Origin of the sequence: Paraburkholderia sp. BR13444 (genome assembly GCF_040948755.1) — a bacterium.
GTDB lineage: Bacteria > Pseudomonadota > Gammaproteobacteria > Burkholderiales > Burkholderiaceae > Paraburkholderia > Paraburkholderia youngii.
Genome location: NZ_JBFPKM010000022.1, coordinates 91,860 through 116,525 on the forward strand (window position 1 = coordinate 91,860; position 24,666 = coordinate 116,525).

The 24,666-nt window shown below is 63.8% G+C and carries 31 protein-coding genes and 1 pseudogene; 14 read left to right on the forward strand and 18 right to left on the reverse strand.

Annotation, left to right across the window (positions count from 1 at the left end):
- Positions 1-79 precede the first annotated feature (79 nt).
- Positions 80-454 carry a DUF3564 domain-containing protein gene (locus AB3X95_RS35975; protein WP_184227069.1) on the reverse strand — a complete coding sequence of 125 codons (375 nt, stop codon included), beginning with the start codon at positions 452-454 and terminating at the stop codon, positions 80-82.
- A gap of 291 nt (positions 455-745) precedes the next feature.
- Here AB3X95_RS35975 and AB3X95_RS35980 point away from each other — a divergent pair, with 291 nt between their 5' ends.
- Positions 746-1,735, forward strand: coding sequence for a zinc-dependent alcohol dehydrogenase family protein (locus AB3X95_RS35980; RefSeq protein WP_368623751.1), 990 nt, complete (start codon positions 746-748; stop codon positions 1,733-1,735).
- Here the strand turns inward: AB3X95_RS35980 and AB3X95_RS35985 are convergent.
- Positions 1,730-2,008 carry a hypothetical protein gene (locus AB3X95_RS35985; protein ID WP_176121424.1) on the reverse strand — a complete coding sequence of 93 codons (279 nt, stop codon included), beginning with the start codon at positions 2,006-2,008 and terminating at the stop codon, positions 1,730-1,732. The genes AB3X95_RS35980 and AB3X95_RS35985 overlap by 6 nt on opposite strands.
- A gap of 121 nt (positions 2,009-2,129) precedes the next feature.
- On the opposite strand from AB3X95_RS35985, the gene AB3X95_RS35990 reads away from it, so the two are divergent.
- Positions 2,130-2,600: a universal stress protein gene (locus AB3X95_RS35990; RefSeq protein ID WP_184227071.1), complete on the forward strand. Its 471-nt coding sequence runs from the start codon at positions 2,130-2,132 to the stop codon at positions 2,598-2,600.
- A 33-nt stretch (positions 2,601-2,633) separates the two neighbouring features.
- On the opposite strand, the gene AB3X95_RS35995 is transcribed toward AB3X95_RS35990, so the two are convergent.
- The 3 genes from AB3X95_RS35995 to AB3X95_RS36005 form a co-directional block, all read right to left on the reverse strand.
- Positions 2,634-3,734, reverse strand: coding sequence for a PAS domain S-box protein (locus AB3X95_RS35995; RefSeq protein WP_368623752.1), 1,101 nt, complete (start codon positions 3,732-3,734; stop codon positions 2,634-2,636).
- A gap of 122 nt (positions 3,735-3,856) precedes the next feature.
- Positions 3,857-4,639 carry a fumarate/nitrate reduction transcriptional regulator Fnr gene (gene fnr, locus AB3X95_RS36000; RefSeq protein ID WP_368623753.1) on the reverse strand — a complete coding sequence of 261 codons (783 nt, stop codon included), beginning with the start codon at positions 4,637-4,639 and terminating at the stop codon, positions 3,857-3,859.
- A 16-nt stretch (positions 4,640-4,655) separates the two neighbouring features.
- Complete coding sequence (locus tag AB3X95_RS36005; RefSeq protein WP_176121420.1) at positions 4,656-5,063, reverse strand: response regulator; 408 nt, start codon at positions 5,061-5,063, stop codon at positions 4,656-4,658.
- A gap of 253 nt (positions 5,064-5,316) precedes the next feature.
- Between AB3X95_RS36005 and AB3X95_RS36010 the strand changes: the two genes are divergently transcribed.
- A complete protein-coding gene (locus AB3X95_RS36010) occupies positions 5,317-5,778 on the forward strand; it encodes a universal stress protein (protein ID WP_176121419.1) in 462 nt (153 codons plus the stop codon).
- Positions 5,779-5,821: 43 nt separating this feature from the next.
- Here the strand turns inward: AB3X95_RS36010 and AB3X95_RS36015 are convergent, their stop codons facing one another.
- Entirely contained in the window at positions 5,822-6,325 is a 504-nt protein-coding gene (locus tag AB3X95_RS36015) for a universal stress protein (RefSeq protein WP_368623754.1), read from the reverse strand.
- Positions 6,326-6,348: 23 nt separating this feature from the next.
- Positions 6,349-7,188 carry a universal stress protein gene (locus AB3X95_RS36020; protein WP_368623755.1) on the reverse strand — a complete coding sequence of 280 codons (840 nt, stop codon included), beginning with the start codon at positions 7,186-7,188 and terminating at the stop codon, positions 6,349-6,351.
- Between the two features lie 199 nt (positions 7,189-7,387).
- Between AB3X95_RS36020 and AB3X95_RS36025 the strand changes: the two genes are divergently transcribed.
- Together AB3X95_RS36025 and phbB are read left to right on the forward strand one after the other, a co-directional pair.
- Positions 7,388-7,738 carry a polyketide synthase gene (locus AB3X95_RS36025; protein ID WP_184227076.1) on the forward strand — a complete coding sequence of 117 codons (351 nt, stop codon included), beginning with the start codon at positions 7,388-7,390 and terminating at the stop codon, positions 7,736-7,738.
- A gap of 64 nt (positions 7,739-7,802) precedes the next feature.
- Complete coding sequence (gene phbB / locus AB3X95_RS36030) at positions 7,803-8,549, forward strand: acetoacetyl-CoA reductase (protein ID WP_176367985.1); 747 nt, start codon at positions 7,803-7,805, stop codon at positions 8,547-8,549.
- Between the two features lie 8 nt (positions 8,550-8,557).
- Here phbB and AB3X95_RS36035 read toward each other — a convergent pair.
- A pseudogene (locus AB3X95_RS36035) lies at positions 8,558-8,704 on the reverse strand (PIN domain nuclease); the annotation flags it as partial.
- A 135-nt stretch (positions 8,705-8,839) separates the two neighbouring features.
- Between AB3X95_RS36035 and AB3X95_RS36040 the strand changes: the two are divergent.
- Positions 8,840-9,154, forward strand: coding sequence for a hypothetical protein (locus tag AB3X95_RS36040; protein WP_176121414.1), 315 nt, complete (start codon positions 8,840-8,842; stop codon positions 9,152-9,154).
- A gap of 53 nt (positions 9,155-9,207) precedes the next feature.
- On the opposite strand, the gene phaZ is transcribed toward AB3X95_RS36040, so the two are convergent.
- Positions 9,208-10,506, reverse strand: coding sequence for a polyhydroxyalkanoate depolymerase (gene phaZ / locus AB3X95_RS36045; RefSeq protein WP_368623756.1), 1,299 nt, complete (start codon positions 10,504-10,506; stop codon positions 9,208-9,210).
- A gap of 361 nt (positions 10,507-10,867) precedes the next feature.
- Between phaZ and AB3X95_RS36050 the strand changes: the two genes are divergently transcribed.
- The gene (locus AB3X95_RS36050; protein ID WP_176121643.1) at positions 10,868-11,107 is read left to right on the forward strand and encodes a hypothetical protein; all 240 of its coding nucleotides are present in this window, start codon (positions 10,868-10,870) and stop codon (positions 11,105-11,107) included.
- A gap of 40 nt (positions 11,108-11,147) precedes the next feature.
- Here the strand turns inward: AB3X95_RS36050 and AB3X95_RS36055 are convergent, their stop codons facing one another.
- The 5 genes from AB3X95_RS36055 to AB3X95_RS36075 form a co-directional block, all read right to left on the reverse strand.
- Positions 11,148-12,146, reverse strand: coding sequence for a transketolase family protein (locus tag AB3X95_RS36055; RefSeq protein WP_176121412.1), 999 nt, complete (start codon positions 12,144-12,146; stop codon positions 11,148-11,150).
- Positions 12,143-12,988, reverse strand: coding sequence for a transketolase (locus tag AB3X95_RS36060; protein ID WP_184227079.1), 846 nt, complete (start codon positions 12,986-12,988; stop codon positions 12,143-12,145). Before AB3X95_RS36060 ends, AB3X95_RS36055 begins: the two co-directional genes overlap by 4 nt.
- A gap of 32 nt (positions 12,989-13,020) precedes the next feature.
- Positions 13,021-14,346 (reverse strand): MFS transporter, encoded by a 1,326-nt coding sequence (locus AB3X95_RS36065; protein WP_368623757.1) that lies wholly within the window; start codon positions 14,344-14,346, stop codon positions 13,021-13,023.
- Between the two features lie 110 nt (positions 14,347-14,456).
- Positions 14,457-15,206, reverse strand: a complete 750-nt coding sequence (locus AB3X95_RS36070; protein ID WP_368623758.1) for an SDR family NAD(P)-dependent oxidoreductase — start codon at positions 15,204-15,206, stop codon at positions 14,457-14,459.
- 162 nt (positions 15,207-15,368) lie between these two features.
- Complete coding sequence (locus AB3X95_RS36075) at positions 15,369-16,262, reverse strand: LysR substrate-binding domain-containing protein (protein WP_368623759.1); 894 nt, start codon at positions 16,260-16,262, stop codon at positions 15,369-15,371.
- Positions 16,263-16,313: 51 nt separating this feature from the next.
- On the opposite strand from AB3X95_RS36075, the gene AB3X95_RS36080 reads away from it, so the two are divergent.
- Complete coding sequence (locus tag AB3X95_RS36080; protein ID WP_176367980.1) at positions 16,314-16,562, forward strand: hypothetical protein; 249 nt, start codon at positions 16,314-16,316, stop codon at positions 16,560-16,562.
- Between the two features lie 18 nt (positions 16,563-16,580).
- Here the strand turns inward: AB3X95_RS36080 and AB3X95_RS36085 are convergent, their stop codons facing one another.
- Positions 16,581-16,877: a hypothetical protein gene (locus AB3X95_RS36085; RefSeq protein WP_176121408.1), complete on the reverse strand. Its 297-nt coding sequence runs from the start codon at positions 16,875-16,877 to the stop codon at positions 16,581-16,583.
- 97 nt (positions 16,878-16,974) lie between these two features.
- Entirely contained in the window at positions 16,975-17,481 is a 507-nt protein-coding gene (locus AB3X95_RS36090) for a PRC-barrel domain-containing protein (RefSeq protein WP_368623760.1), read from the reverse strand.
- Between the two features lie 129 nt (positions 17,482-17,610).
- Here AB3X95_RS36090 and AB3X95_RS36095 point away from each other — a divergent pair, with 129 nt between their 5' ends.
- Positions 17,611-18,072, forward strand: a complete 462-nt coding sequence (locus AB3X95_RS36095; RefSeq protein WP_368623761.1) for a hypothetical protein — start codon at positions 17,611-17,613, stop codon at positions 18,070-18,072.
- Positions 18,073-18,091: 19 nt separating this feature from the next.
- Here AB3X95_RS36095 and AB3X95_RS36100 read toward each other — a convergent pair whose 3' ends face one another.
- Complete coding sequence (locus AB3X95_RS36100) at positions 18,092-18,595, reverse strand: flavin reductase family protein (protein WP_368623762.1); 504 nt, start codon at positions 18,593-18,595, stop codon at positions 18,092-18,094.
- Between the two features lie 458 nt (positions 18,596-19,053).
- Between AB3X95_RS36100 and AB3X95_RS36105 the strand changes: the two genes are divergently transcribed.
- Both AB3X95_RS36105 and AB3X95_RS36110 read left to right on the forward strand, forming a co-directional pair.
- Entirely contained in the window at positions 19,054-19,470 is a 417-nt protein-coding gene (locus AB3X95_RS36105; RefSeq protein ID WP_368623763.1) for a TadE/TadG family type IV pilus assembly protein, read from the forward strand.
- A 10-nt stretch (positions 19,471-19,480) separates the two neighbouring features.
- A complete protein-coding gene (locus tag AB3X95_RS36110; RefSeq protein ID WP_368623764.1) occupies positions 19,481-20,668 on the forward strand; it encodes a pilus assembly protein TadG-related protein in 1,188 nt (395 codons plus the stop codon).
- Positions 20,669-20,825: 157 nt separating this feature from the next.
- Here the strand turns inward: AB3X95_RS36110 and AB3X95_RS36115 are convergent, their stop codons facing one another.
- Complete coding sequence (locus AB3X95_RS36115; protein ID WP_176367974.1) at positions 20,826-21,716, reverse strand: LysR substrate-binding domain-containing protein; 891 nt, start codon at positions 21,714-21,716, stop codon at positions 20,826-20,828.
- 112 nt (positions 21,717-21,828) lie between these two features.
- Between AB3X95_RS36115 and AB3X95_RS36120 the strand changes: the two genes are divergently transcribed.
- The 3 genes from AB3X95_RS36120 to AB3X95_RS36130 are packed head-to-tail and all read left to right on the forward strand — an operon-like array spanning position 21,829 to position 24,657.
- Positions 21,829-23,076: an acyl-CoA dehydrogenase gene (locus AB3X95_RS36120; protein WP_368623765.1), complete on the forward strand. Its 1,248-nt coding sequence runs from the start codon at positions 21,829-21,831 to the stop codon at positions 23,074-23,076.
- Between the two features lie 29 nt (positions 23,077-23,105).
- Positions 23,106-23,672 carry a flavin reductase family protein gene (locus AB3X95_RS36125; RefSeq protein WP_176367973.1) on the forward strand — a complete coding sequence of 189 codons (567 nt, stop codon included), beginning with the start codon at positions 23,106-23,108 and terminating at the stop codon, positions 23,670-23,672.
- Between the two features lie 13 nt (positions 23,673-23,685).
- Complete coding sequence (locus tag AB3X95_RS36130; protein ID WP_368623766.1) at positions 23,686-24,657, forward strand: VOC family protein; 972 nt, start codon at positions 23,686-23,688, stop codon at positions 24,655-24,657.
- Positions 24,658-24,666: the final 9 nt, after the last annotated feature.

The window sequence follows — 24,666 nt, forward strand, 5'->3', positions numbered from 1 at the left end:
AAAGCGTACGCTTGCCGCACGCCATCGAGATCAGCGACGAGAGCCATGGCGATCACCTCCCCGCTTGCGACGCCCCGATTCAGGCGTTTTCGTCGCTTGCGAATACGCTGTTTTCCGCTTCCGTCCGTTCCACGTCGATGCATTGCACGCGCCAGTGGCCGCACATCAGGCTGCGGCCGCGTTCGGCGCACCACTGCACGCGGCCGACCTCGCCTTCGAACGGCCCGTCGAGCTGGTTCAGTTCGAGCCCCTCGAGCACGCAGACCGGCACCGTGCTATGCGGCGCGCACACGAGCGTATCGCCGCAATCCACATGCAAAGCGCCCCATTCGGGCAACTCGAGCCCGAAATGACCTTCGCGCGACCATTGCCGCGTGTCCTTGTCGAGCCAGAGAATCGCGAAGGCCATCGGGTTGACACGATCGAACGTGTCGAGATGAACGGTCAAACGCATGACAAGTCTCCGCAATATAACTGACTGATTCTCGTAGTGGCTAAGTACCCCGCCGCGCCCGCGAGCAGATAAGCTCGGATTCCCGCAATCACGGCACGGGTCACCTATCAGGAATAAGATCAGTGTACGGGCGGCGAAACGGCCCTTATTGACCTCGATCAAACGGTTTAGGGCGGCGACCGATCGCGCGACACAATGGCACGCCTATGCTGATCTGATGAAAGCGGCGCGCAGCTCGCGATCTGCATGACGCCAGCGTGCCGCCGCCGAAGCGTCTGAAGGAGCAACCCGATGCGAGCGATGGTGTTCGACGGCAGCTCGGCGACCCTGACCGAGCGGGAAGTGCCGGATCCGCGGCCCGGCGCCGGCGAGATTCTGATCGACGTTCATGCCTGCGGCGTGTGCCGCACGGACCTGCATCTGGTCGATCGCGACCTCGAGCATCCGAAGCGGCCGGTGATTCCAGGCCACGAAATCGTCGGCGTGGTGGCCGAGTTGGGCGCGGGCGTCAGCGGTTTCAACGTGGGCGAACGGGTCGGCGTGCCGTGGGTCGGGCGCACCTGCGGTCACTGCCGCTACTGTCTGTCCGCCCGCGAAAATCTCTGTGAAGACGCCGGCTTCACCGGCTACACGATCGACGGCGGCTATGCCGAGCGCACGGTCGCCGATAGCCGCTACTGCTTCCATCTGCCGCCGCACTACAGCGATATCGAGGCCGCGCCGCTGCTGTGCGCGGGTCTAATCGGCTATCGCACGTTGAGCATGGCGGGCGACGCCGAACGGATCGGCATCTACGGTTTCGGCGCGGCCGCGCATCTCGTCGCGCAGGTCGCGCGTCACCGGCGGCGCACCGTCTATGCGTTCACGCGTCCCGGCGATCACGCGGCCCAGCAACTCGCGCTGCGCCTCGGCGCGGCATGGGCGGGCGGCAGCGACGAGGCGCCGCCCAGCGAACTCGACGCCGCGCTGCTGTTCGCGCCGGTCGGCGCACTGGTGCCGCTGGCGCTGCAGGCGGTCGCGAAGGGCGGCGTGGTGGTGTGCGGCGGGATTCATATGAGCGATATTCCGTCGTTCCCGTACGCGTTTCTGTGGGGCGAGCGGCGCGTCGTATCGGTCGCCAATCTGACCCGCGACGATGGGCTTGCGTTCATGCGCAGCGCCGCGGAGACCCGGCTCGCGATCGAGATGACCACCTACCCGTTGTGCGACGCGAACCGCGCGCTCGACGATCTGCGCCACGGCAAGCTGACCGGCGCGGCCGTGCTCGCGGTCCGCTCATGATTTGTTCGCGAGCCATGGTCGCTTGATGCAGATCAAGCCGCCCGCCGCGCCGGCGTTCATTATGTAAGCGCGCACCGTTGGGCGCCCCGTCACGGGCCGAGGCGCGGCGCGACGATCCGAGGAAAGCCGATGAACACTGCTGCCGAGCGCAACACCTTCCACCGCGTGATGATCGCGTCCGCGGGCGGCACAGGACTGGCGCTCGCCACGCATGTCGCCCGGCAGTTCGTCGCCGCGGATGCGCGCTTTCGTCTCGTCGACCGCGACCAGCACGCGGCTCACCGTCGCCGCATACGCGCGGCACGCCGCATCCGGCCAGTGCGGGCGGGCCCATTTATCTGTAGCAGGGGCGCGCCACGCGCGTTGACAAATCCAACCTCAGTGGAGAATCGGCATGTACCAACATATCCTCGTCGCGCTGGACGGCAGTAGCTTTTCGAAACGCGCGCTGAAAGAAGCGGTGAATCTCGCCGCGTTGACGAAGGCCGTCGTGCATCCGGTTTATGTAGTCGACAAGACGCCGATCTTTTCCTATGCCGGCTATTACGACCCGCTCGCGCTAGTCGAAGCATTGCGCCAGGACGGCCACTCGGTGCTCGAGGAGGCCGAGCAGGCCTGCGCCGCCGCCGACGTGCGTTGCCGGCCCGCGATGATCGAGTCGGAGAGCCTGTCCGACGACGTCGCCACGATCGTGCTGCGCCACGGCGAGGACGTCCACGCCGATCTGCTCGTGCTGGGCACGCATGGGCGACGCGGCGTGCGGCGCCTCGTGATCGGCAGCGTGGCGGAGCGGGTGCTGCGTTTCTCGACCTGTCCGGTGTTGCTGATGCGCGAGCAGATCAGCGAGGAAGCGCCCGAGAAGTAATCCGCGGTAGCGGGGCGCGGCCGCGTGGGAGCACTACACGAGCGCGTCGGCTGGTATCTGGATCGAGATCCTGAAACCATGGCCCGGCGAGCTGATGAACGATACGTTGCCGCGCAACTGCCGCACACGTTCGCGAATGCCAAGCAGCCCGAATGAATGTGTTCCCTGCGCATGATCCAGCGTGACACCCACGCCGTCATCGTCGATATCGAGCGATACGATCGGGCCCGCGCAGATCATGTCGATGCGTACGCGCCTCGCCTTGGCGTGCCGCGCGACGTTCGTCAACGCCTCCTGAACGATGCGAAACAGCGCCGTCGCCGCGAATTCGCCGCATACCGGCTCGGCCGGTTCGAGATGCACGCTCGAGCGCACGTTGTAGCGTTTCGTAAAGTCTTCGGCCAGCCAGTCGAGCGCGGCGGCGAGTCCGAGGTCGTCGAGCAGCGGGGGGCGCAGATCGGCGGCGATGCGCCGCAGCGAAGCGGCCATCCAGTCGATCTGCTGTTGCAGCTCGCGCGTTTGCGCCGCAAGCGGCTCAGTGTCGGCTTGCTTGTTCAGCTTCGCTTCGAGCAGCGCGACGCTCATTTTTAGCGCCGTCAGCCGTTGGCCGAGATCGTCGTGCAGTTCGCGTGCAATACGTTTCTGCTCGTTTTCACGGGCGATGTGCGTGTGCGTGGATACCTGACTCGCGCGTTCGAGTTCCGCAAGACGCATGCGCTCGGTCAGATCGCGCGTGACCTTGGCGAAGCCGAGCAGCGCGCCCGACGCATCGTGCACGGCGGAAACGACCGCATTAGCCCAGAAACGCGAGCCGTCGCGACGCACACGCCATCCTTCGTCCTCGGCGCGGCCTACGGCTGCGGCGGTTTCCAGTTCGCGCGCGGGCTTGCCGGCCGCGATGTCTTCCGGGGTATAGAACTTCGAGAAATGCTGGCCGATGATTTCTTCGGGCGTGTAGCCCTTGATGCGCTGTGCGCCGGGATTCCAGCTGGTGACGCGGCCGGCGGGGTCCAGCATGAAGATCGCGTAGTCCTGCACCGCCTCGACCAACATGAAATAGCGATCCTCGACGGACACGTCCGACCCCGACGCAGCACTGGTGAAGCAGGAAGACTCGCCGCTCGATAGACCCATCGCTCCTCCGGGCGGCCACGCAAGGTCGCGTACCGCAACGCACTGAGTTATATCAGTTCAGGAGCGCCTGTTCCACCCGGCATGTCCCGCGAACGAACGTGGGGCGGGCGTCGCGCCGGTGCTCAGACCCGAGACAGTCGTTCCGGATCTTCGATGCGGATCGTTTTGCCGTTCGCCTTGACGAGGTGCTCGCGCTGGAACTTCGAGAACATCCGGCTCACCGTTTCGAGCTTCATGCCCAGAAAGCAGCCGATTTCCTCGCGCGTCATGCGCAGATGAAACTCCGCGGCGGAAAAGCCGCGCGCCTTGAAGCGCTTCGACAGATTCAGCAGGAACGTCGCGACGCGCTGCTCGGCGGTCATCGTGCCGAGCAGCATCATCTGGCTCGATTCACGCACGATCTCGCCGCTCATCATCTGATAGATGTGATGCTGCATCGGTTTGATCTCGCGACAGATCGCCTCGAGCTGCGCGAACGGAATGATGCATACGACGCTATCTTCGAGCGCGATCGCATCGCAGTTCTGCTTGGCCTCGCCGATGCCGTCGAGGCCAAGCGAGTCGCCGGCAATCTGGAAGCCAGTCACGTGCTCGCGACCGTCGCGATGCATGACCACGGTTTTGAATGAGCCGGCGCGTATCGCGTAGATGCTTTGAAACTCGTCGCCCGCGCGATACAGCGCGTCGCCGCGTTTGATCGAGCGCGTCGAGCAGATCAACGCATCGAGCCTGCTCAGTTCGTCCGGTGTCAGCTCGGGCGGCATGCAGATCGCGCGCATCGCGCAGGTGGAGCAGCGCGTGACGGCGTGGCGTGCCGCCGCGGTGCTGGGCGCGACGTGGATCGGTACCACGTGCGAGGTGCGAGGCGCGTCGTGGCGGGGTTCACGGACTGCGGCAACTTGCATGATCGGCTCCTGGCGGTCAGACCCGATGCGCACGACGCGCATAGGCAATCGCTTCGATGGCGCGGCAGGCGAGCTCGAACTCCGAGGTCTTGTCGAAGAAGAAGTCGGCGCCCGCCGCTTCGCACGCGCGGCGAAACGCCGTCGCGTCATGATTGGTCAGCACGATGCTGACGATGGACGGCCGCACCCGCGCTAGCGCAGCGAGCAGCAGGAGGTCGGTCTTGCCCGAGAAGCACGGGTCCAGCACCGCGACATCGGCGCGACTCGCGACGATGTCGTCGAACGCGTGCTCGACGCCCGCCGACTCGCCCGCGATTTCGATGCCGGGAATCAGCGCGATCAGGCAAGCAAGCCGGCGCCGGACCTCGACCGCATCGTCGACGAGGAAGATTCTCGATACGGTGGCTGACGGGGCGGTGTCCATACCGACCAGTATTGGCGACCTAATCTTGGAAATATATCGGCAGCGCTTTAAGCGGTGCTAGGAGTTCAGGTGGTGGTTGTAGGAATATTCCTAGTGGGTTGCTGGCGATGTCGTCCAGCAGCGGCGCGGCGGCACCGAGCGGCGGCCCGTTGACCTGCGTCAAGCCGACTGGCGGGGCGCGCTTCACACTGTCGGTGCAAATGCGCGAGGGCACCACTTCGGGTCATGCCAGCGCTTTCAGAGGGAGTCCGACATGTATGCACGAATTCTGGTTGCACTCGACGACAGTCCCAGCGCGCAGCGCGCCTTCGCCGAGGCGCTGAAGCTCGCGAAGCTGACGGGCGCCACGCTCGAAGCCTGCTGCGTGGTGGGGCACGGCAAGTGGTCGGACAATGCCGACGTGGCTTTCGAGCCGGAACCGGCGGGCGCGGCGCAAGATTTCGCCAGCCGCGCGCTCGATGGCCCGCGCGAGCTGTTGCGCGAGGCGCAGGTGCCGGGCGGCGTGCGGGTGATCGACGCTTACGCCGAAAACGTGTCGGCGGTGCTCGCGCGCGTCGCCGACGAAATCCAGGCCGATCTGATCGTGATGGGCACGCATGGCCGCCGTGGCGTGCAGCGCTTTCTGCTCGGCAGCGTCGCGGAGTCACTGGTGCGGTCGACCGACATACCGGTGCTGATCGTGCGGCATGACGAACAAGCCCACCCTCGGCCCTGAAGCGCCGCGCAGAGCCAGTTTCTAGCGGCTCAGGAGAGTTCGCTCAGGCGTGTCCGCTGTCGGCGCTGTCCGGGGCTGGCTGGACGCGCGTCGCGCCGCTCGCCTGCGCGGGAATCATCAGCACCGGGCAACAGGCGCGGCGCAGCACGCGCTCGGCGACGCTGCCGAGCATCAGCCGTTGAAGCCCGCGGCGGCCGTGTGTGCCCATCACGATCGCATCGGCGTGCCATTCGCGCGCCGTCTCGACGATGCGATGCGCGACGTCTTCGCCGGTGGTCGCGGCTTCGACGGTGCGGGCCGTGCCCTTGACCCCGCGTGCGGTCATCCGGCTCTGCGCGTCGGCCGCGATCCGCTTGCCTTCCTCGATGAACGCGTCCTCGATCGTGGAAGGATCGAAGCCGGGCGCGTCGTAAGGGATGATGGGTACGTCGATCACGTACAGCGGCATCAGCTCGGCGCCCGATTCGGCGGCGAGGGTCAGCGCGGCGTCGAACGCGCGCGAGGCCGTGGCGCTGCCGTCGAGCGCGACGAGTAGGCGGTGAAACATGGCGGGCTCCTTAAGCGCGCACTTCAGTGCGACAACAGCACCGGCACGGTCATCGATTCGAGCATCGTGCGCGTTGCGCCGCCCAGCACGACTTCGTGCAGACGCGAATGCGCGTAGGCGCCCATCACGATCAGGTCGCAGCCGAGGTCGGCCGCCTGCGACAGCAGCGCGTCGCCGACCGGCGCGCGGTCCGCGACGCTCAGCTCGCGCACGTCGATCTTGACGCCGTGACGCGCGACGGTGAGTGCGATGTCGTCGCCGGCAGCCGTGCCCTGCGGCGGACGATCGGCCGACGAATGAACCGTCAGCAGCGTCACTTTGGCCGCGTGCGCGAGGAACGGCAGCGCGTCGTGGATCGCGCGGGTCGCTTCGCGGCTGCCGTCCCACGCGATCAGCGCGTGGCGGCCCGGCGCCGCGAAGGTGCCGCTCGACGGCACCAGCAACACCGGCCGCCCGGCCGACAGCACGATGTGCTCGACGAACTGTTCGGCGACGAACGCCTCCGGGTCGGTCGGGTCGGGCTGGCCGAGCACGATCAGATCGGCGACCCGCGCATAGGGCGGCACGACGTCGTTCGCGTAGCCGTTCGCGGCGATCCAATGGCCATCGACGTTCGCGCGCGCGAGTTCCGCGCGAAACAGCCGCTCCAGCGCGCTGGCACGCTCGTGGCGCCGGCGCTGGTGCTCCGCATAGTAGTCGGCGGTGCCGGCCATCACGAAGAACGCGTGCCGCGGCGGCACGTACGTCGAAAACAGGCCGGTCAGCGTCGCATGAAAGCGGTGTGCGAGCTGCAATGCGATCTCGAGGCGCGGATGTGCACGAACGCTCGTATCGAGGTGAACGAGAATGCTTTTGTAGCTCATCGCCAAAGCTCCGTGACAGAACGTGGGAAACGGGCGCAAGCGGGCTCGCGCCCGTCGTCAAATGGAGTCTATGGGCCCGACGGGCGAGGCTGTTGATGCAGATCAAGCGCGGGCCGCCGCGACCTCGATACGGTGGCAGACGCGCTCGACGGTTTGCAACCGCGCCTGGCAATCCTATGCTGTGCTCTGGAGGGCAGCGATGATGGCTTCCGAATTCGATGCGCCGCTCGGACGCTTCGCTTCACCATGGACCTCGACGGCATCCGGACAGCCCGAAGGCTGGTTCGATTACGCGTCGGCGTATCAGACCGCGCAAGGCGCGGCGCGCGAGTACGCGGCGCGGAGTTTCGCCGACTGGAGCAAGTCGATCGCCTTCGCTGTACAGCGCGAGGCGGAGTGGTTCGACGAGGCGAACCGCGCTTGCGCTGCGTGGTCTGCGTGGTGGCAGGCGGCGTACGGCATCGCGCCGGGAGTCGCGCCGCTCGCGGGCGGCTTGAGCGCGTGGTGGTGGAGCTCGCAGAACGCGCTGCCGTTCGCGGGCGGCGTTTAGCCGCGCGGGCCGGCAAAGCCGGCGCGCGCACCGTCAATGGCAGACACGGCAAGGAGGAGTTCAGATGGGAACGGATCGCGTGGCATTGGTCACAGGCGGGATGGGCGGTTTGGGCGCGGCGGTCAGCCGGGCGCTTCATGACGCGGGTATGACGGTCGCGGTGACGCACTCGACGCACAACGATCACGTGCCGACCTGGCTGCAGCACGAGCGCGACACGGGGCGCGACTTTCACGCATATGAAGCCGACATCGCCGACTTCGATTCCTGCGCGCGCTGCGCGCAACGCGTGCTGACCGAACTGGGCGGGGTCGACGTGCTGATCAACAATGCCGGCATCACGCAAGACACGAGCTTCGCGAAAATGAGCAAGGAGCACTGGGACGCCGTGCTGCGCACCGATCTCGATGGCCTGTTCAACATGACCAAGCCGCTGTTGCCCGGCATGCTCGAGCGGCGCCACGGCCGTATCGTCAACGTGGGATCGGTCAACGGCTCGCGCGGCGCCTACGGGCAAACCAACTATTCATCGGCCAAAGCGGGCGTGCACGGCTTTACCAAGGCGCTTGCGCTCGAAACCGCGAAGCACGGCGTTACGGTGAACACCGTGTCGCCCGGTTACCTCGCGACCGCGATGGTCGAAGCTGTGCCGCGCGAGATTCTCGACACGAAGATCCTGCCGCAGATCCCGGTCGGCCGGCTCGGACGTCCGGACGAGGTGGCGGCGTTGATCGCGTTTCTATGCTCCGACGAAGCGGCTTTTATCACTGGTGCCGATATTGCGATCAATGGGGGGATGCATATGCATTGACGAGTGTCCTAGACGGCGATAACCAAGTCTGTGTATTTCGACAGGCGGCCGTCTGAACTCAGCAAGCGCAACGGCTCCGAAAGAGCTTGTGCGACCAGAAGCCGATCGAATGGGTCCTTGTGAATATCGGGCAAATCTCGAACCAGAGCGGCATTGCCACACTGCCTTCACCGCGCTTGACCCACGTCAATGACCGCCACTCCGACAGGAACAAGATAAGCCCATAGCGAGCGCCTGGACTTGCATCTGCGTGGAACAGGTCCGTTCGACACTGGCAACGGGAGGCGAAGATGGGCATTGACATGCAGATCGTCTACCTTGGCTTTGCGGGTGCCGCACCGCTCGAAGCTGAAGCAGGTGCGCAGTTGGTGCGTCTCGCGCGGTTTGGCGCGCTCGTGTCGCACTGCCATCTCGCCATCGAGGCATTGCGCCCGGGATCGGCGCATCCGCTGTATGACGTGCGGCTCGATCTCGTCACGCCCGCGCGCGAACTCAAGCCGATCGCGCACTGCGCTGACGACGACGCCAAAGCGGCGATCCGCCGCGCGTTCGATGTGGCGGAACTGGCCCTGGAAGCCGCGATCGGCATGGAGCGTGGGAACTGAGCAAACTGGCGTCGTGACGTGACGCGCGGACTGCCGGCGTTGTCGCGGCCACCTCACGCCGAACTGCGGTCTGCCGAACCCCTGGCCGCGCAGCGCGGCTGGCAAACCTCCGACGCAGCGTGTTCGACATCGCGCCAGAATTCGCAGAGGCCCGGATAAACCGCATCGCGCCAACGCGGGCCGATGAACAGATCGTAGTGATTGCACTGCTCGATGGTGAACTGCCGCGCGGGCCGCATCGGCGATGTATCGCACAGCGCATGCGCGCAATGCGTTTGCGCCGCGCCGGTGATCTCGTCGCTGTCGCCCTCGATCGTGCACAGCGGGGTATCGCGCAGCGCGGCGATCCGCACCCGGCGCCCGGCGACCGACCATAGATCGCGCGGCAACAGATGTTCGTGAAACACCACGCGAAGCATGTCGAGGAAGTAGCGCTCCGTCATATCCAGGACCGCCGCATACTCGTTGGCCGAGCGCAGTGCCCGCTGCGCACCGGGCATGTCGCCGGCGAGCCAGCGGGACCAGTAGTCCGCTTCGAGCCGCAACTGCCGCTCCGGATGCGCGGCAAAAATCGCGGCCTGCTGGATGAATCCCGGATACACGAGACGTCCCGCGCCGCGATAGGGCGGTGGAACGATATCGATCGCATGATCGTGGAACCACTCGAGCGTGTGCGAACTCGCGAAGCGATCCGTGACGGTCGGGTTCAAACGGGTATCGATCGGGCCGCCCAGCAGCGAGATGCTCGCAAGCGGGGCGGTCTCGTCCACGGCGAGCAGCGCCGCGGCGCCGAGCGCGGGCACGCTCGCCTGACAGATTGCGACCACATGAACCGGCGAGCCGAACGTGCGGGCGGTGCCGATGAAGCTGTCGAGCGCCTGCACGTAGTCGTCGAGCGATAGCGGGCCCGCTTCGAGCGAAACGTCGCGCGCATCGGTCCAATCGGTCACGAATACGTCACGTTCTTCGAGCAGCGTCTCGACGGTCTCGCGCAGCATCACCGAGTGATGTCCGGCGAGTGGCGCGCACAACAGCACTGGCGGTTTGGTGTCGGTAGGTGGTGTAGGCAGGTTGCGCTTGAATCTGAGCAGCGCGCCGAGTGGCAACGAGGCGACGACGTTTTCGTCGACGCTCACGCGGCGATCGTCGACGGCAACCGAGTGGATCGCGAATGGCGGCGTTCGCTCGAAGGCGCAGGTCGATCTCAGCAGCCAGTGGCTGAACGCGTCGGTCGCATGATTCGGGCTGAGCCAGCCCCTTTGCGCGCTCGGCATCGACCCAGATTCGGTTAGAACTCCCCCGACCATCGCGCGAGCGAGGCGTTGTTGTGCATCGATAAAGGCGTACCACATGATGAACCCCGGCGTTCGTCGATCATGAGGGCAGCGTTGCCGCACCGGCACGAACTCGTGACGCGGGTACGTCGCAAAAGCTTACCGCGAAACCTCGGCGCGAGGGGGCATCGAAATCGATGCGCGTGCGGTGCATGGCGGCCTCTTTAGCATGTCGCATGCACGGGTCGTTGCGCGTTTTCCCGGCAGGGTTTTCACGCGCTCGCGTGAATCTGAAGCGAAGCTGAAGGCATCGTGGGATCGATCGGCGTCGAGCGTGACGCACGGTTCGCGTCGACACTTGACCTGGATCAACGAGACGGGCGTTGCACGGACCTACGCTGACGGTGGTAGCCGCTCGCAACAACCCGAGGAGCATTCGATGGCTATATCAGCAAACGCACAGCAAGGAACTTGGTCCGTGAGTGTCCATACGGAGGAGGCGGCAGAAGGCGGATTTCAGGCGACGATCCATGTCAAACATGTGTCGCCCGAAGGTGACTTCGAACGCACCTTTCAGCAATCGCAGGTGTTCGCCGTGGAAAGAGAAGCGGTACTCGAAGGACTGCGCGAAGGCATGACATGGATCGCGCTGAAGACGACGCGGACCATCGGGGTGTAAAGCCGACGAGGCCCGCGCGGTGTCGTGACAACGTGCGACGTCAATCGAGCCACGTTTTGATCGACGTAGCCATCGCATTAGTCGAGATGCCATAGCGATCGTGCAGCGTCGGCAGCGCACCGGCAGCGAGGAACTCGTCGGGCAGCGCGATTTGCCGGAACGGCGGCGCAACTCCAGCGCTGAGCAGCGTGCGCGCCACGGCTTCGCCGAGTCCGCCGATCACCGTGTGATTCTCCGCGACGATCACCATGCGGCCCGTGCGCTTCGCTTCGCGCAGGATCGTCGCGGTGTCGAGCGGTTTGATGGTCGGCACGTGCAGCACCGCCACGCCGATGTTATCGGCTTCCAGTGCCTTCGCGACTTCGAGCGAGCGCATCGTCATGATCCCCGACGAGATCAGCAGCACGTCGTTGCCGTCGCGCAGCAGCTTCGCCTTGCCCAGTTCGAAGCGATAGCCGTATTCGTCGAGTACGGCTGGCACGTTGCCGCGCAACAGGCGCGCATAGACCGGCCCTTCGTGTGCGGCAATGGCCGGCACCATCTGCTCGATATCGAGCGCGTCGCACGGATCGATCACCGTCATGTTCGGCATCGCGCGCATCAGCGCGAGATCTTCGGCCGCCTGGTGACTCGGGCCGTAGCCGGTCGTCAGGCCCGGCAACGCACAGACTATCTTCACGTCGAGATTGTCTTCGGCGATCGTTTGATGAATGAAGTCGTACGCGCGGCGCGTTCCGAACACCGCGTAGGTCGTGACGAACGGCTGCGCGCCTTCGTGCGCGAAGCCGGCGGCCGCGCCCATCAGCAGTTGCTCGGCCATGCCCATCTGGTAGTAGCGGTCCGGAAATTCCTTCGCGAAGATATGCAGGTCGGTGTACTTACCGAGGTCGGCTGTCATGCCGATCACGCTCGCCTTCGTGCGTGCCAGTTCGACCAGCGCGTGACCGAACGGCGCCGAACGCGTGACCTGTCCTTCGGCGGCAATCGACGCGATCATCGCCGAGGTTTTAAGGCGCGGCTTATTTGCAACGGTACTCATGCTTGTCTCCCGGCTTCGAGCGCTTCGAGCGCGAGTTGCCATTCGTGTGCATCGACGCGGATGAAGTGATTCTTCTCGCGCGCTTCGAGGAACGGCACGCCGCAGCCCATCTTCGTATCGCAGACGATGATGCGCGGTTGCGGCTTGTCGTGATGCCGCGCGTTATCGAAGGCGCGCTTCACCGCGTCGATGTCGTTGCCGTCCACGCGCTGCGTGTACCAGCCGAACGCTTCGAGCTTGTCGACGAGCGGCTCGAACGACATGATCTGCGTTGAGGGACCATCGGCCTGCTGGTTGTTCACGTCGACGATCGCGATCAGGTTGTCGAGCTTCCAGTGCGCGGCCGACATCAGGCCTTCCCAGACCGCGCCTTCGTCGAGTTCGCCGTCGGAGAACAGCGTGTAGACGAAGGAGTCCGACGCTTTGCGCTTCAATCCGAGGCAGCGGCCGACGGCGATCGTCAGACCCTGGCCGAGGGAGCCGCCCGACATCTCCATGCCGGGCGTGTAGCTCGCCATGCCGGACATCGGCAGACGGCTGTCGTCGCTGCCGTAGGTTTCGAGTTCATCGGCGGGCAGGATGCCGGCTTCGAACAGCGCCGCGTATAAAGCAATCGCGTAGTGGCCATTCGACAGCAGGAAGCGGTCGCGGCCTTCCCATTCGGGGTCTTCGGCGCGGTAACGCATCGCGCCGAAGTAGGCGACGGCCAGCACGTCGGCGATGTCGAGCGCCTGGCCGACATAGCCCTGGCCCTGTACTTCGCCCATCAGCAACGCGTTGCGGCGAATGCGGTACGCACGCTCGGCGAGCGTGACCGACTCGGTGATGGTCTCAGTGTCCATCGGTAACTCCTGTAGCAGGTCGAGAGAGAGGTTCATCGGTTCACGGATCGCGCGGGCACCAGAAAGACCAGCAAGGCGCCCAGCGTTACCGCGGCGGAAATGAAGATCAGCCCGGCGGTGGACTTGCCGGTCAGATCGTTGAGCCAGCCGACGATTGCCGGAGAGAAGAAGCCCGCCAGATTCGCGAAGCAGTTCACCGCGGCGATACCGGCCGCCGCGGACATGCCGCCGAGCAACGCGGTCGGCAGCGACCAGAACTGCGACGACGAAGCGAGAATGCCTGCCGACGCGACGCTCAGACACACGATCGACGCGCCGACGCTGCCAAGCAGCGGCAAGGTCGCGAAGCCGGCGGCGGCGACCAGCATCGGAATCGCCAGGTGAAAGCGGCGCTCTTGGCGACGGTCCGCGCTCATGCCGATCAGCGGCAACGCGACGATCGCGCACAGATACGGAATCGCGGTGAACAGGCCAACCCACAACGGATCGGCGACGCCGGCCTTGCGGATGATCGTGGGCAGCCAGAACGTCAGGCCGTACTGGCCCAGCACCACGCAGAAGTAGATCGCGGCCATCAGCCACAGGCGCCGGTCGCCGATGAAGTCGCGAATCGACACGTGCGTGACCGTCTGTTGCGCATCGTTCGCGACGTTGCGTGCGAGCAGCGTTTTCTCCGCATCGTTCAACCACTTCGCTTTGGCGATGCCGTCGTCGAGATACAGCAGAATCGCGATGCCGAGCACGAGCGACGGCAGCGCTTCGAGCAGGAACAGCCATTTCCAGCCCGACATCGACAGCGCGCCGTGCAGCGAATGCATGATCGCGCCGGACAGCGGTCCGCCGATGATGCCCGCGAGCGGAATCGCCATGAAGAACAGCGACAACGCCTTGGCGCGACGCTGCGCCGGGAACCAGTAGGTCAGGTAAAGGATCACGCCGGGCGCAAAGCCGGCCTCGGCTACGCCGAGCAGAAACCGCAACACATAGAACGCGGTAGGTGTTCTGACGAACACGAAGCTCGCGGAGATCACGGCCCACGTCAGCATGATTCGCGCAAGCCAGCGGCGCGCGCCGACGCGATGAAGAATGACGTTGCTCGGCACCTCGAACAGGAAGTAGCCGAGAAAGAAGATGCCGGCGCCCATCCCATACACCGTTTCGCTGAATTGCAGATCGTTGAGCATCTGCAGCTTCGCGAAGCCGACGTTCACGCGATCCAGATACGCGCCGAGATAGCACAGCATCAGGAATGGAATCAGCCGCCGGGCGACTTTCGCATAGGTCCGCGCTTCGAACGTGATTTCGTCGTTTCGCGGTATCACGTCGCCTGCAACGGTCGCGGTGTATTTCGCTTTCATCGATGTCTCCTATGTGCGCCGCGGCAGGCGCTGCTGCGCGTGCCCGCGGCCACGTGCCCCGGATAGTGTCCCGGGTGCGTTGCTTGCGCCGTCTGGCGGCGCGCGGTGTTTCAGTGAATCAGCATGCCGCCGTTGACGTCGAGCGTGATCCCCGTCAGGTAGCTCGACAGGTCGCTCAGCAGAAACAGGCACGCGTTCGCGACGTCCGCGGCGTCACCGAGCCGGCCGAGCGGAATGCCTTTGATGATGTCCTCGCGCATCGCGGGCGTCAGTTTGTCGCCCGTGATATCCGTATGGATGAGGCCCGGCGTGATCGAGTTCACGCGGATCTGGTTCGCGCCGAATTCACGCGCCATCGCCTTGGCGAGACCGAGCACGCCCGCTTTCGCGGCGCTGTAGTGCGGGCCGCCGAAGATGCCGCCGCCGCGCTGCGCCGAGACCGACGACATGCAGACGATGCTGCCGCCGTTCTGCTCCTTCATCGCCGGGAGCACCGCTTGCGACATGTACAGCGTGCCGCGCAGATTGACGTCGACGATCGCGTCGAAGTCCTTGCCGCCGATCTCGAGCGTGCGCACCGGCTGTGTGATGCCCGCGTTGTTGACGAGACCGTCGATGCGTCCAAAGCGCTGCAGCGTCTCGCGCGCGGCCGCGATGCAGGCGTCCTTGTCGGTTACGTCGCAAGCCAGACCGAGATGCTTCGCGCCGAGCTCGGCGGCCGCGCTTTGCGCATCTTCGCGGCGCAGATCGAGGATCACGACGTTTGCGCCTTGCGCGGCCAGCGCGCGCGCCGTGGCCTTGCCGATGCCTCGCGGCGACGCCGCACCCGTCACGATGATGGTCCGGTTCTCGAGCAACATGGTTTGTCTCCTGTGTGTTGACTGGTGCCCAGAGTGTCGGCTCGCGAGGCGCCCGCATCAACGCGGAAACGTTCAGCAATAGCTGAGAAAAATTCAGATGACGGATGGAGCGCACGCGCGGCGCTGTGCCAGGTGTGCAGCCACGCGAACGAAAACGCGGATTCAGCCCCGCAAGTCGGCGGCCGCTTCGCGCTCGATCCACGCAAGGAAGCGCTCGACGCGCGGCAGGTCCGCGTTCTGCGCCGGATAGACGAGATGATGGGCACCGACTTCGACCGCGAAGCTGGCGTCGAACACGGGCGCGAGCAGGCCTTCGCGTATCTTCACCGATGCGAGCATCAGGCTTTCGAGCGCGATGCCGAGCCCGAGTGCCGCGGTTTCGAGCGACATGTACGAGCGGTCGAACGAGAAGTCGAAGGTCTTGTGCGCGGCGGAGACACCGGTCCTGCCGAACCACTGTTTCCACTGCACGAGCGGCGACTCCGAATAAATCAGCCGATGCGACAACAGGTCTTCCGGCGTCTTCACCGGATGTTGCGCGAGGTACTTCGGCGACGCGAGCGGCGCGATGAACTCGCCGCGCACCGTTTTGACTTCGACGTTGCTCCAGTTGCCGTAGCCGTGGCGCACGTCGATGTCGTAGAAGCCGTTCGAGAACGACACGTTTTCGTATGAGCAGGCGACGTTCAGCTGGATGTCGTCGTTCGCTTCCTGGAACGAAGACAGTCGCGGCAGCAGCCACATCAGGCCGAAGCTCGGGCTCGAATGCACGCGCAGGATCTCGACGTCGGTACGGCTCGACGCGCGTTCGGTCGCGCGGCTCAGGTCCGCGAGCGAGCCCGTCACGTCGGCCAGATAACGCTCGCCGGTCGGCGTCAGCACGAGTCCGCGGCCAGAGCGCTGGAACAGCGCCTGCCCGATGATCGATTCGAGGTTGCTCAGCTGATGACTCACCGCCGACGCGGTCAGGCCAAGTTCGTCGGCCGCGCGATTTACGCTTTTCGTGCGGGCAACGCTTTCGAACGCGATGATCGCCTTCAGCGGTGGGATGCGCATAGGGAAATTTTTTTCAGTTGCAGTTGAAGGAAACCGCCTTGTTCGCGAGTGATGCGCACTGCCATTCTGCCCGTAAGCCGCACCGATACCGATATGGCGCAGTGCACCACTGCGCAGGGGACAGACTGCCGTGCATTATCCGTTTTTCCTTCGCCGCACGCGATCTGCGCGGCGTTCTCGCTAGTCAGGCAAGCTTCGCTCGACATCCGTCATACGCCTATTGTGCCGCCTGACGGCATGCGCAAGCTTCGCCGTTATGCGCTGCTCAAACGCTATGACTTGATCGCGGCCCGGCGATGAGCGTGCGAATGCGGCGCTTCAACGCGTCGCCGCTTCGTCTTCCGTCTCGCTCGCCTCGCGCGTCGAATTCGTCGCAGGTGCTTGCTGATTCACGTCGTCGACGACCTCTGGTTGCTTGCGCTCCAGCAAGCCGGCGACCGGATGCCCGCTCTGCCACCGGCCGGAACGCCCCGCATACGCGCAACAAGCGCCGACTACGAATGCGCCCAGCGCGGGCAGCGGAAGCGCAAGGCTGAGAAACACCGAACCCGTGCCGATTGCTACCCACGCGACGAAGGATATGTTCTTTCGATTGATTAGTGCGCGTCGGATCATCGTCGTTTCTCCTTTGCCGCGCGCCGCGCCTCGTGTGCTCGTCGCAAGACGGTGGCGTGCGTGAGATAGCGGTGCTGGAGCGCCGGGACGAGGGTCTTCAGATCCCGGTGGTCGGATCGATACGTGCGGCGGGATCGCTTTCGACGACACCGCGTGTGGCTTCCCAGTACGGTTCGCGATGATAGAACTGGTGGACCGACGCGCCCCATGCGCGATCGGCCATCGCCGGCCAATGGTCCTTGTCGAAGCCCGGCGAGCTTTTCACCTGCTCGGCCGTGGCGTCCAGCTGGAAACACTTGCGGTCCGTGTCGAGCGTCAGCGCGCGCCAGGGGATCGCGTGCAAGGTGCCGCCGATGCCGAGAATGGCGCCCTCCGTCAGCACCGCATACGCGATGCGGCCGCTGCGCACGTCGAGCATGATGTCGGAAATCTTGCCGAGGTCCTGGCCGTCGGAAGACAGTACCTTGTTGCCGTCGAGCGTGGCGGCGGCCATTACTTCGGGGCCGGGACCATCGCCAACGCCACCGCCGGCGATCCGTGCGCCGGTGGCCGGCTGTGCGGGAGTCGAGGAGGCGTTCGGGTCGAGAGGATCGGGCAGGTTCATGTCGAAACTCCTGATTTCCACGGAATACCTGTGCTGCGCAAGACGCGTACCTGATGCAGGATTCGACGACTAGAATAAAACCATGCCGTGTCGAGACGGCTGCGCTGCGCCCGCAGAGGGGGAGCGATCATGCGTTGTGGAATCGTTGGTCTATGCACTGGCGTGGCGGGCGTATTTGCGCTGTGTGGCTGCGTCTATTACGGTCCCTATTCATACTATCCGGGAGCGGGTGGTTACTACGCCTGCACCAGCGGGGCGGCCACTGCCGCCACGGAATCCGCGACCGGCAACGCGCCCACGCCGGCAAGCGGGACGGCCGGCGCGAATCCGGCCCCAAACGATTTGCCGTTGTCGGGACAGGATTGCACCTATGTCGCGGTTCCTGCGCCTGCTTACTACGGCTATCCCGGGTATTACGGTTATCCGGGCTATTACGGGTATCCCTACGGCTACCCATACGGTTATCCATGGGCTGGCTACTACGGATGGTGGGGGCCGTCAGTGGTAATCGGAGGCTACTGGGGCGGCGGCTATCATCATGGCGGCTACTACGGCCACTGGCACGGCGGACATGGCGGGCACTGGCATTGAACAGCCAGCGCGCCACCCATTACGAAAACGTCCCGGGATAAAGGTCCTCGCTCATATCGAGATTGCCGGTCTGCGCATAGATCAGCGGTTTTCCGCCCGCGCCGGCTAGCGCGCCATCGACGACACGCCCGATCACCACCCGATGATCTCCCGCCGCGATGTCATCGACCACCCGGCACTCGAAATGCGCGAGCGCATCGACCAATAGCGGCGCGCCGGTCACGCCGGTACGCCAGCGAGTCGTCGCGAGCTTGTCGACGGCGCGGCCCGACTGCGTGCCGAAGTGCTCGGCGAGCTTCTGTTGATCCGCGCGCAGCACGCTGATCGCAAACACCGCGCCGCTGCGCAGCAGTTCGTACGACTGATGCTCGGGACTGATGCCGAGCGCGACGAGCAATGGTGCAAACGAAACCTGCATCACCGAGCTTGCGGTGAACGCATTGCGGCGCTCGCCGTCCGCTACGCCGATCACATATACGCCTGACGTCAGATGCCGGAAAAGCCGCGCGATCCTGTTGCTCATAGGGGGAGGTGAACCATTCCAATGGGTTGTCGTCGATCGCCGCCTTGCCGCTATTGCAGAAGAATTGTGCGGCAGCGCGCAGAATTTCCCGCTTTGGCCCGTATGCTTTGAAGCTATAAACGGAAGCCAAAATGACAACCAGATGGCTTCCCGAGGCCCTTCGCATTCAGCAATCACATGCGGAGTGTGGCACTCATCGTCGGGGGACATCATGAGAAATCAAGCGAAGAGCACCGTCGCGATTCCATCATATTTCAAACCTGCCACGTCATCGATGTTACCTCGATGTGTGCTGGCTCGTTGCCGTTCAGTCACCCCAACTTCGATTTCCTGGCGCTAGCCGCGCCGTTGCGAAATACAAGATCGCGTCCACCGAATCAGCGTCCGGAGCAGAGCGCAAGCTTTAGCGAACAGGATGCGGTCGGCGAATGTTGCGTGACCGCCTACGGAGTCAAATGATGAACCTGAAGAAAAAGCAAAAGGGTGTGGTGGCCGTCGAAACCGCGCTCGTACTTCCGCTTCTGTTGCTGATTGTGTTCGGAATCGTCGAGTTCGGCCTGGCTCTGTACGACCAGGCTGTCATCACCAACGCCGCCAGGGAGGGCGCGCGGGCGGGCATCGTGCTAACGAGTCCCAGACCCACGACCACGGACATTACGAGCGTCGTGACCGGCTATACGTCCTCGTACCTGATTTCGTTTGCGGCGAAACACCCCGCGCCATCGGTCTCGGTGACCAACGCAGGCGGGTCGTTCGGCACCGCGTTGGCGGTCAAGGTCTCGTACACGTTCACGGGGTTGTTGCTCGGCCCCCTGATGAACCCGTTGACTGGGCCGATCACGTTGAGCTCCACGGCCACGATGAATAACGAATAAGAAGAACATCATGCGTAACGTCCATACCCTGCGTACTCAGCGCCGCGCAAAATCGATGAAGAAGCAGAAGGGCGCGGTGGCCATCATGGTCGCCCTGCTGCTGCTTATGCTCCTCAGCTTCGCGGCGCTCGCGATCGACATTGGCAACCTGATGGTGGCCCGCACTCAGGCACAGACTGCCGCGGACGCCGCGGCGCTTGCAGGGGCACAGTGCCTCTATACCCAGGCCAGCAACGCTAGCTGCAACAACGCGAGCGCCGCCAATCCGGATTGGAACGACTCGCAGACCGTGGCTGTTTCGTTCGGGCCGAAGAACAACGTGCAGGGGGCGGCCGTGCAGTTGCATACGTCGGATGTCACCACGGGCTATGTGAATGTGACCAATGTTGCGGCTGGTGTCTCCCAGGCCACCGTGCCGGTAGCAAGCGGAAAGATCGTGCCTGCGGTCCAGGTGACGGTGCACAAGGATGGGACCGACTCCAACGGGAGCGTCCCGATGTATCTGGCGCAAGTACTGAACATCGCGTCGCTGAAGACGAGTGCGACGGCGACTGCGGTCGTGGCTAGTCCGGGAACCGCTGAAGTTGGGGCACTGTTCCCGATCGTGATGTCGCAATGCCTGTACAACTCCTACTGGAATTCGGCGACCAACTCCCCCAAGCTTGCTACCAGTACAACCGACCCCCAAGCGGCCAACAACGGCACGCCTATTCCGCAGACGATCGGCCAACCGTACATCTTCGGGATCAGAGCGTCGTACCAGGCCGCCAATTGCAACGCAGGACAATGGACGTCCCTCTCTTCTGCTAACAGCCAGCTTGGTTCCGACGCCATAGTCGGGTTGATGACGAGCGGAAACGCGAGCTCGATGTCTATCGGCCAACCGATCTATCTTGAAACGGGCCTGAATAGCAATGCGTTCCACAATGTTGGAACCTGTAGTCAGGTCCCGGCGGGTTCGGCGGGTAGTTGTGCCTGGGTGACGGTAGCCGTGGTGAGCAATGTTACGGGGGGACAGGGGAGTACTCCGCCGATCGTCGCATTCGGGTGCCTGCACATCCTGAACGAGACAGGCAGCGGCACCAACGCACTGATCACCGTTCAGATGGGCAACGATCCGAACTACTGCAAAAACAGCCAGATGGACGGCATCGGCCCCAACTATGGGACGATCATGATGCCCCGGTTGGTTCAGTAAGATTGCCATCGAGGCGCGCTTCACGGCATGGCAACTCTGCGGCGTAGCAGAAGCCCGCCTCAACGCTATTTGATCAGGATGCCTACACCCAGTCAGCGCGACTCAACCTATAGTCGCTGACTCGACAATGCCGTGCGCAGTGTCCCTGGCCACGCGCTCATATCGACGCTCGAAGCCGCGCCAACAGCCACTTCTTGAAAATCTTGAGTTTCGGGTTGAGGTCCTCCCCCTTACGGTAAAGGAGGTGGTACCCGTGTTGGATGGTGCATGTGTGCGGGATGGCCTGCACCAACCGCCCGTCCCGAAAGTCCTGCTGAAACAGGAACAAGGGCACCAATCCGAAGCCGAGGCCTGACATGGCGGCTTCGCGCATCATCAGCATCTGCAGAAAGCGCGGTGATTTGCCAAGGCTTGGCATCTGAAGCCCGTGCTGTTCGAAAAACTTCTGCCAAGGTTCTTCGCGCGTGCCGGCAATGCTCAGCAACGGGGCCGTGAGCAAGTCAGCGGGTTCATGCACATCGACCTGCTGCTTCATGCGCGGCGAGCAAACCACACCCGCCTCGGTCGTGTCGAGCAGGCAGATCGAATCGTAACCGGGCCACGGGGGTGAGCCATAACGGATGCGGGCATGGACGGGCGCGTCGTAATCAAGTTCCTTGAGTTCCTCGGCCAGCACGTCCACCTGGATATCGGGGAATTTGGCGCGGAACTCGCTGATGTTTTGGACCAGCCAGAGGGTGAAGCCAACGTTGACGGAAAGGATCAGCGTCGACTGGTCTGCGCTTTCCTTCAGCCGGCTGCCCGCCTCGGCAATCTGGTTCAGGCCCACCGTAATCTGTTCGTGATAGGTCCTGCCGACGGGTGTCAGTGAAATCCAGCGGCCATTGCGTTCGAACAGGCGAACCTCGAGTTGTTCCTCGAGCGTCTGGATCATGCGGCTGATCGCGCCCTGGGTCACGTGGAGTTCGGCGGCCGCCGCGGTAAAGCTTTGCAGGCGGGCAGCGACCTCGAAATATCTGACGGCTGTCAGAGAGGGAAGGCGCTTCATTTCAAACGTTCTTGCATGAGTTGAACTCATTCTAACGTACAAGGAATCGTTTTAGATCGGGTACTTACCCCACCTACACTGTGCTCACTCGAACTACATCGATAGAGACGACATGAACGCAGTGATTGAAACCCAACCCTTCACGGCCACCGAGGGCGAAGCGTACCGCCAGCGCGCGCTGAAAGCGGGCGAGGCATTCCTGAAGGCTGTCGACGCGATCCTTCCGGTGCTGCGCGCAGGCCGCGAGCAGTCCGAGCGCGAGTGTCGCGTTGCAGACGCCAGCGTCGAGGCCATGCTCGATGCCGGCGTGTTCCGCAGCCTCACGCCGCTGCAATACGGCGGCCTGGAACTCTCTCCGGCGGACTTCTACGACGGCCTGATGCGCATTGCCCAATGCGACAGTTCCGCGGCGTGGATCGCCGGCCAGATCGTCTGCCACAACCTCGAAATCGCGGCGATGGACCCGCAGATGCACGAGGATTTCTGGGGCGTCTTTGGTCCGGACGCCCGTGCCTCCAGCTCTTACGCGCCGCTCGGCAAGACCGAACCGACCGAGGGCGGCTATATCCTCGATGGCAGATGGACCTTCTCCAGTGGCGTCGATTTTGCGCACTATGTCGTGCTCGGCGGTGGTGAGCGCAATTTCCTGGTGCCGATCAAGGACCTGGTCATCGACCACGACAGCTGGGACGTGCAGGGCCTGCGCGGCACCGGCAGCAAGGCGGTCACGGCGAACAAGGTGTTCGTGCCGAATCACCGCATCCACGTGATGGTCGATGTCGTCAACGACATCAACCCTGGCTACGAGGCGATCCAGACACCGCTGTATCGCGGCGTGTCGTGGATGACGGTGTTCTACGCGACGGCTGCCAATACCGTGATCGGCACGGCGCTGGAAGGCGTGAACCTGTTTCTTGAACAGTCCCGCAATCGCTATACGAAGATGGGCACCGGGGCACGCCTGGCCGAAAACCCCATCCTCCATCTGAAGCTCGCGGACGCGTTGACCCGCATCAACGACATTCGCACGCGGACCCTGAACAACTGGCGGCATATTTTCGATCAAGCCTGCAAGGGCGAACCGATTTCGCATCTGGAGCGTCTGCGCGTGCGCTTCGAATCGGCCGATTCGTTCGCCGCCTGCTTCGATGTCCTGCATGACATCTGGCCGATGGTCGGCGCAGTGGCTTCGCAGAGCTCCAATCCGATGCAGCTGATCTTCCGCAACCTGATGGCGGCGCGCACGCACGGCACCGGCGGCAAGGAGCTCGCGGCGAGCGCTTATTCGCGGGCGCTTCTGGGTCTGCCGGCGCCCGAATTCAAGGTCAACGACTTCGCCACTGCCGCCTATTGGCGCTAATCCCGCAGACATCACGGAGCGAAAACGCAATGATGATTCAACAGCAATTCGTCGCGGACAAGCAGCGGTGGGCCCTGCTGGAGCGTGGCCGCCCGCTGGATGACAGCCGCTCATTCCGACGCTGCCTTGGTCAGTACCCGACTGGGGTGACGGTGATCACGGCCAGTCATGACGGCGGTCCGGTCGGCATGACGGTGAATTCCTTCGCCTCTGTCTCGCTGGACCCGCCATTGATCCTGTGGTCGATCCGGCGCGAGTCGAGAAATGTCGAGGCTTTCAGGAGCGCAGAGCATTTCGTGGTGAACATGCTCGCGCATGACCAGGTCCAGGTGTCGCAGTGGTTCTGCACGAGTCATCCGCAGAAGTTCGAGCTGGTGTCGTGGGTGGCGGGGCTCGGCGGTGCGCCGTTGATCTACGGTGCGGTTGCGCAGCTGGAATGCCAGCGCGTTTCCGTCCAGGAAGCCGGCGATCACCTGATCCTGATCGGCGAGGTCAAGCAATACGCGCATTTCGACGGCAAGCCCCTGACGTTCAGCAATGGCGAATACGCGATGACGCAAGGACTGCCGCGCGAGCATCACGGCGCACCAAATTGACAGGGGATTCAAATTGCAAATCCAGGAAATCGGCTATCTGGGCATCGACGCCACCAACATGGACGAGTGGCGTGCGTTCGCAACGAACTACATCGGATTCGAAGTCCGTTCGCTGGATCAGGAGTGTCTCGGCCTGCGCATGGATGAATATGCCTGGCGTCTGTTCGTGCGTCCGGCGCAGCGCAATGGCGTCGGGTTTATCGGCATGAAGGTCGACAGCCTGGAAGCCTTGGAGGCGGTGCATGAGGAAATGACCGCGGCGGGTATTCCAGTGCACGAAAGCAACGCTGCAGAGCGGTGCGAACGCAGCGTGCAGCGCATGTTGTGGGCATCTGACCCAGACGGCAATCGTGTCGAATTTTTCGTTGGACGTAGTACCGACGCGAGCCCCTTCAAGCCGGGCCGCCCGATCGGAGGCTTCCGTACCGGTTCGCTGGGGTTCGGCCACGTTGTCATCGGCACTCCGCTTCTGGAGGAGATGGAATACTTCTACATGAAGGTGCTCGGCTTCGGCCTGACCGACTATATGGAAGGGGACATCAAGGTGCGCTTTATCCATGCCAATGAGCGGCATCACTCGCTGGCGCTGGTCAAAACCCCTGCCAGATTCCTGCATCACGTGATGGTCGAATACAAGTTCATGGACGATGTCGGCCGGCTATACGACAAGGCGTTGACCATGCCGGGCATGATCCAGACGAGTCTCGGCCGACACGGGAATGACCACATGCTGTCTTTCTATTCGAAGACGCCCGGTGGATTTCTCATCGAAACAGGGTGGGGTGGCCGGCTGATCGATCGTGAAAGCTGGAAGCCAGAGGAGCTCTGGTGCATGAGCCTGTGGGGGCACGAGCGTAGCTGGGAGACGCCTGAAAACCGGCTCAAGCAGCGCGAGCAAAACGCGCTGGCCGCCAGCAGGGGAGCGCTGGCACCGGTTGAAATCAACGGCGAAGGCGGATTCGTGAGTCGCGATGCCGCGATCTGATGGCGTGCA

Bases quoted from the DNA above. Each gene is read 5' to 3' on its own strand.
- AB3X95_RS35975 (WP_184227069.1), bottom strand. From the start codon at position 454: ATGCGTTTGACCGTTCATCTCGACACGTTCGATCGTGTCAACCCGATG.
- AB3X95_RS35980 (WP_368623751.1), top strand. From the start codon at position 746: ATGCGAGCGATGGTGTTCGACGGCAGCTCGGCGACCCTGACCGAGCGG.
- AB3X95_RS35990 (WP_184227071.1), top strand. From the start codon at position 2,130: ATGTACCAACATATCCTCGTCGCGCTGGACGGCAGTAGCTTTTCGAAA.
- AB3X95_RS35995 (WP_368623752.1), bottom strand. From the start codon at position 3,734: ATGGGTCTATCGAGCGGCGAGTCTTCCTGCTTCACCAGTGCTGCGTCG.
- fnr (WP_368623753.1), bottom strand. From the start codon at position 4,639: ATGCAAGTTGCCGCAGTCCGTGAACCCCGCCACGACGCGCCTCGCACC.
- AB3X95_RS36005 (WP_176121420.1), bottom strand. From the start codon at position 5,063: ATGGACACCGCCCCGTCAGCCACCGTATCGAGAATCTTCCTCGTCGAC.
- AB3X95_RS36010 (WP_176121419.1), top strand. From the start codon at position 5,317: ATGTATGCACGAATTCTGGTTGCACTCGACGACAGTCCCAGCGCGCAG.
- AB3X95_RS36015 (WP_368623754.1), bottom strand. From the start codon at position 6,325: ATGTTTCACCGCCTACTCGTCGCGCTCGACGGCAGCGCCACGGCCTCG.
- AB3X95_RS36020 (WP_368623755.1), bottom strand. From the start codon at position 7,188: ATGAGCTACAAAAGCATTCTCGTTCACCTCGATACGAGCGTTCGTGCA.
- AB3X95_RS36025 (WP_184227076.1), top strand. From the start codon at position 7,388: ATGATGGCTTCCGAATTCGATGCGCCGCTCGGACGCTTCGCTTCACCA.
- phbB (WP_176367985.1), top strand. From the start codon at position 7,803: ATGGGAACGGATCGCGTGGCATTGGTCACAGGCGGGATGGGCGGTTTG.
- AB3X95_RS36040 (WP_176121414.1), top strand. From the start codon at position 8,840: ATGGGCATTGACATGCAGATCGTCTACCTTGGCTTTGCGGGTGCCGCA.
- phaZ (WP_368623756.1), bottom strand. From the start codon at position 10,506: ATGTGGTACGCCTTTATCGATGCACAACAACGCCTCGCTCGCGCGATG.
- AB3X95_RS36050 (WP_176121643.1), top strand. From the start codon at position 10,868: ATGGCTATATCAGCAAACGCACAGCAAGGAACTTGGTCCGTGAGTGTC.
- AB3X95_RS36055 (WP_176121412.1), bottom strand. From the start codon at position 12,146: ATGAGTACCGTTGCAAATAAGCCGCGCCTTAAAACCTCGGCGATGATC.
- AB3X95_RS36060 (WP_184227079.1), bottom strand. From the start codon at position 12,988: ATGGACACTGAGACCATCACCGAGTCGGTCACGCTCGCCGAGCGTGCG.
- AB3X95_RS36065 (WP_368623757.1), bottom strand. From the start codon at position 14,346: ATGAAAGCGAAATACACCGCGACCGTTGCAGGCGACGTGATACCGCGA.
- AB3X95_RS36070 (WP_368623758.1), bottom strand. From the start codon at position 15,206: ATGTTGCTCGAGAACCGGACCATCATCGTGACGGGTGCGGCGTCGCCG.
- AB3X95_RS36075 (WP_368623759.1), bottom strand. From the start codon at position 16,262: ATGCGCATCCCACCGCTGAAGGCGATCATCGCGTTCGAAAGCGTTGCC.
- AB3X95_RS36080 (WP_176367980.1), top strand. From the start codon at position 16,314: ATGCGCACTGCCATTCTGCCCGTAAGCCGCACCGATACCGATATGGCG.
- AB3X95_RS36085 (WP_176121408.1), bottom strand. From the start codon at position 16,877: ATGATCCGACGCGCACTAATCAATCGAAAGAACATATCCTTCGTCGCG.
- AB3X95_RS36090 (WP_368623760.1), bottom strand. From the start codon at position 17,481: ATGAACCTGCCCGATCCTCTCGACCCGAACGCCTCCTCGACTCCCGCA.
- AB3X95_RS36095 (WP_368623761.1), top strand. From the start codon at position 17,611: ATGCGTTGTGGAATCGTTGGTCTATGCACTGGCGTGGCGGGCGTATTT.
- AB3X95_RS36100 (WP_368623762.1), bottom strand. From the start codon at position 18,595: ATGAGCAACAGGATCGCGCGGCTTTTCCGGCATCTGACGTCAGGCGTA.
- AB3X95_RS36105 (WP_368623763.1), top strand. From the start codon at position 19,054: ATGAACCTGAAGAAAAAGCAAAAGGGTGTGGTGGCCGTCGAAACCGCG.
- AB3X95_RS36110 (WP_368623764.1), top strand. From the start codon at position 19,481: ATGCGTAACGTCCATACCCTGCGTACTCAGCGCCGCGCAAAATCGATG.
- AB3X95_RS36115 (WP_176367974.1), bottom strand. From the start codon at position 21,716: ATGAAGCGCCTTCCCTCTCTGACAGCCGTCAGATATTTCGAGGTCGCT.
- AB3X95_RS36120 (WP_368623765.1), top strand. From the start codon at position 21,829: ATGAACGCAGTGATTGAAACCCAACCCTTCACGGCCACCGAGGGCGAA.
- AB3X95_RS36125 (WP_176367973.1), top strand. From the start codon at position 23,106: ATGATGATTCAACAGCAATTCGTCGCGGACAAGCAGCGGTGGGCCCTG.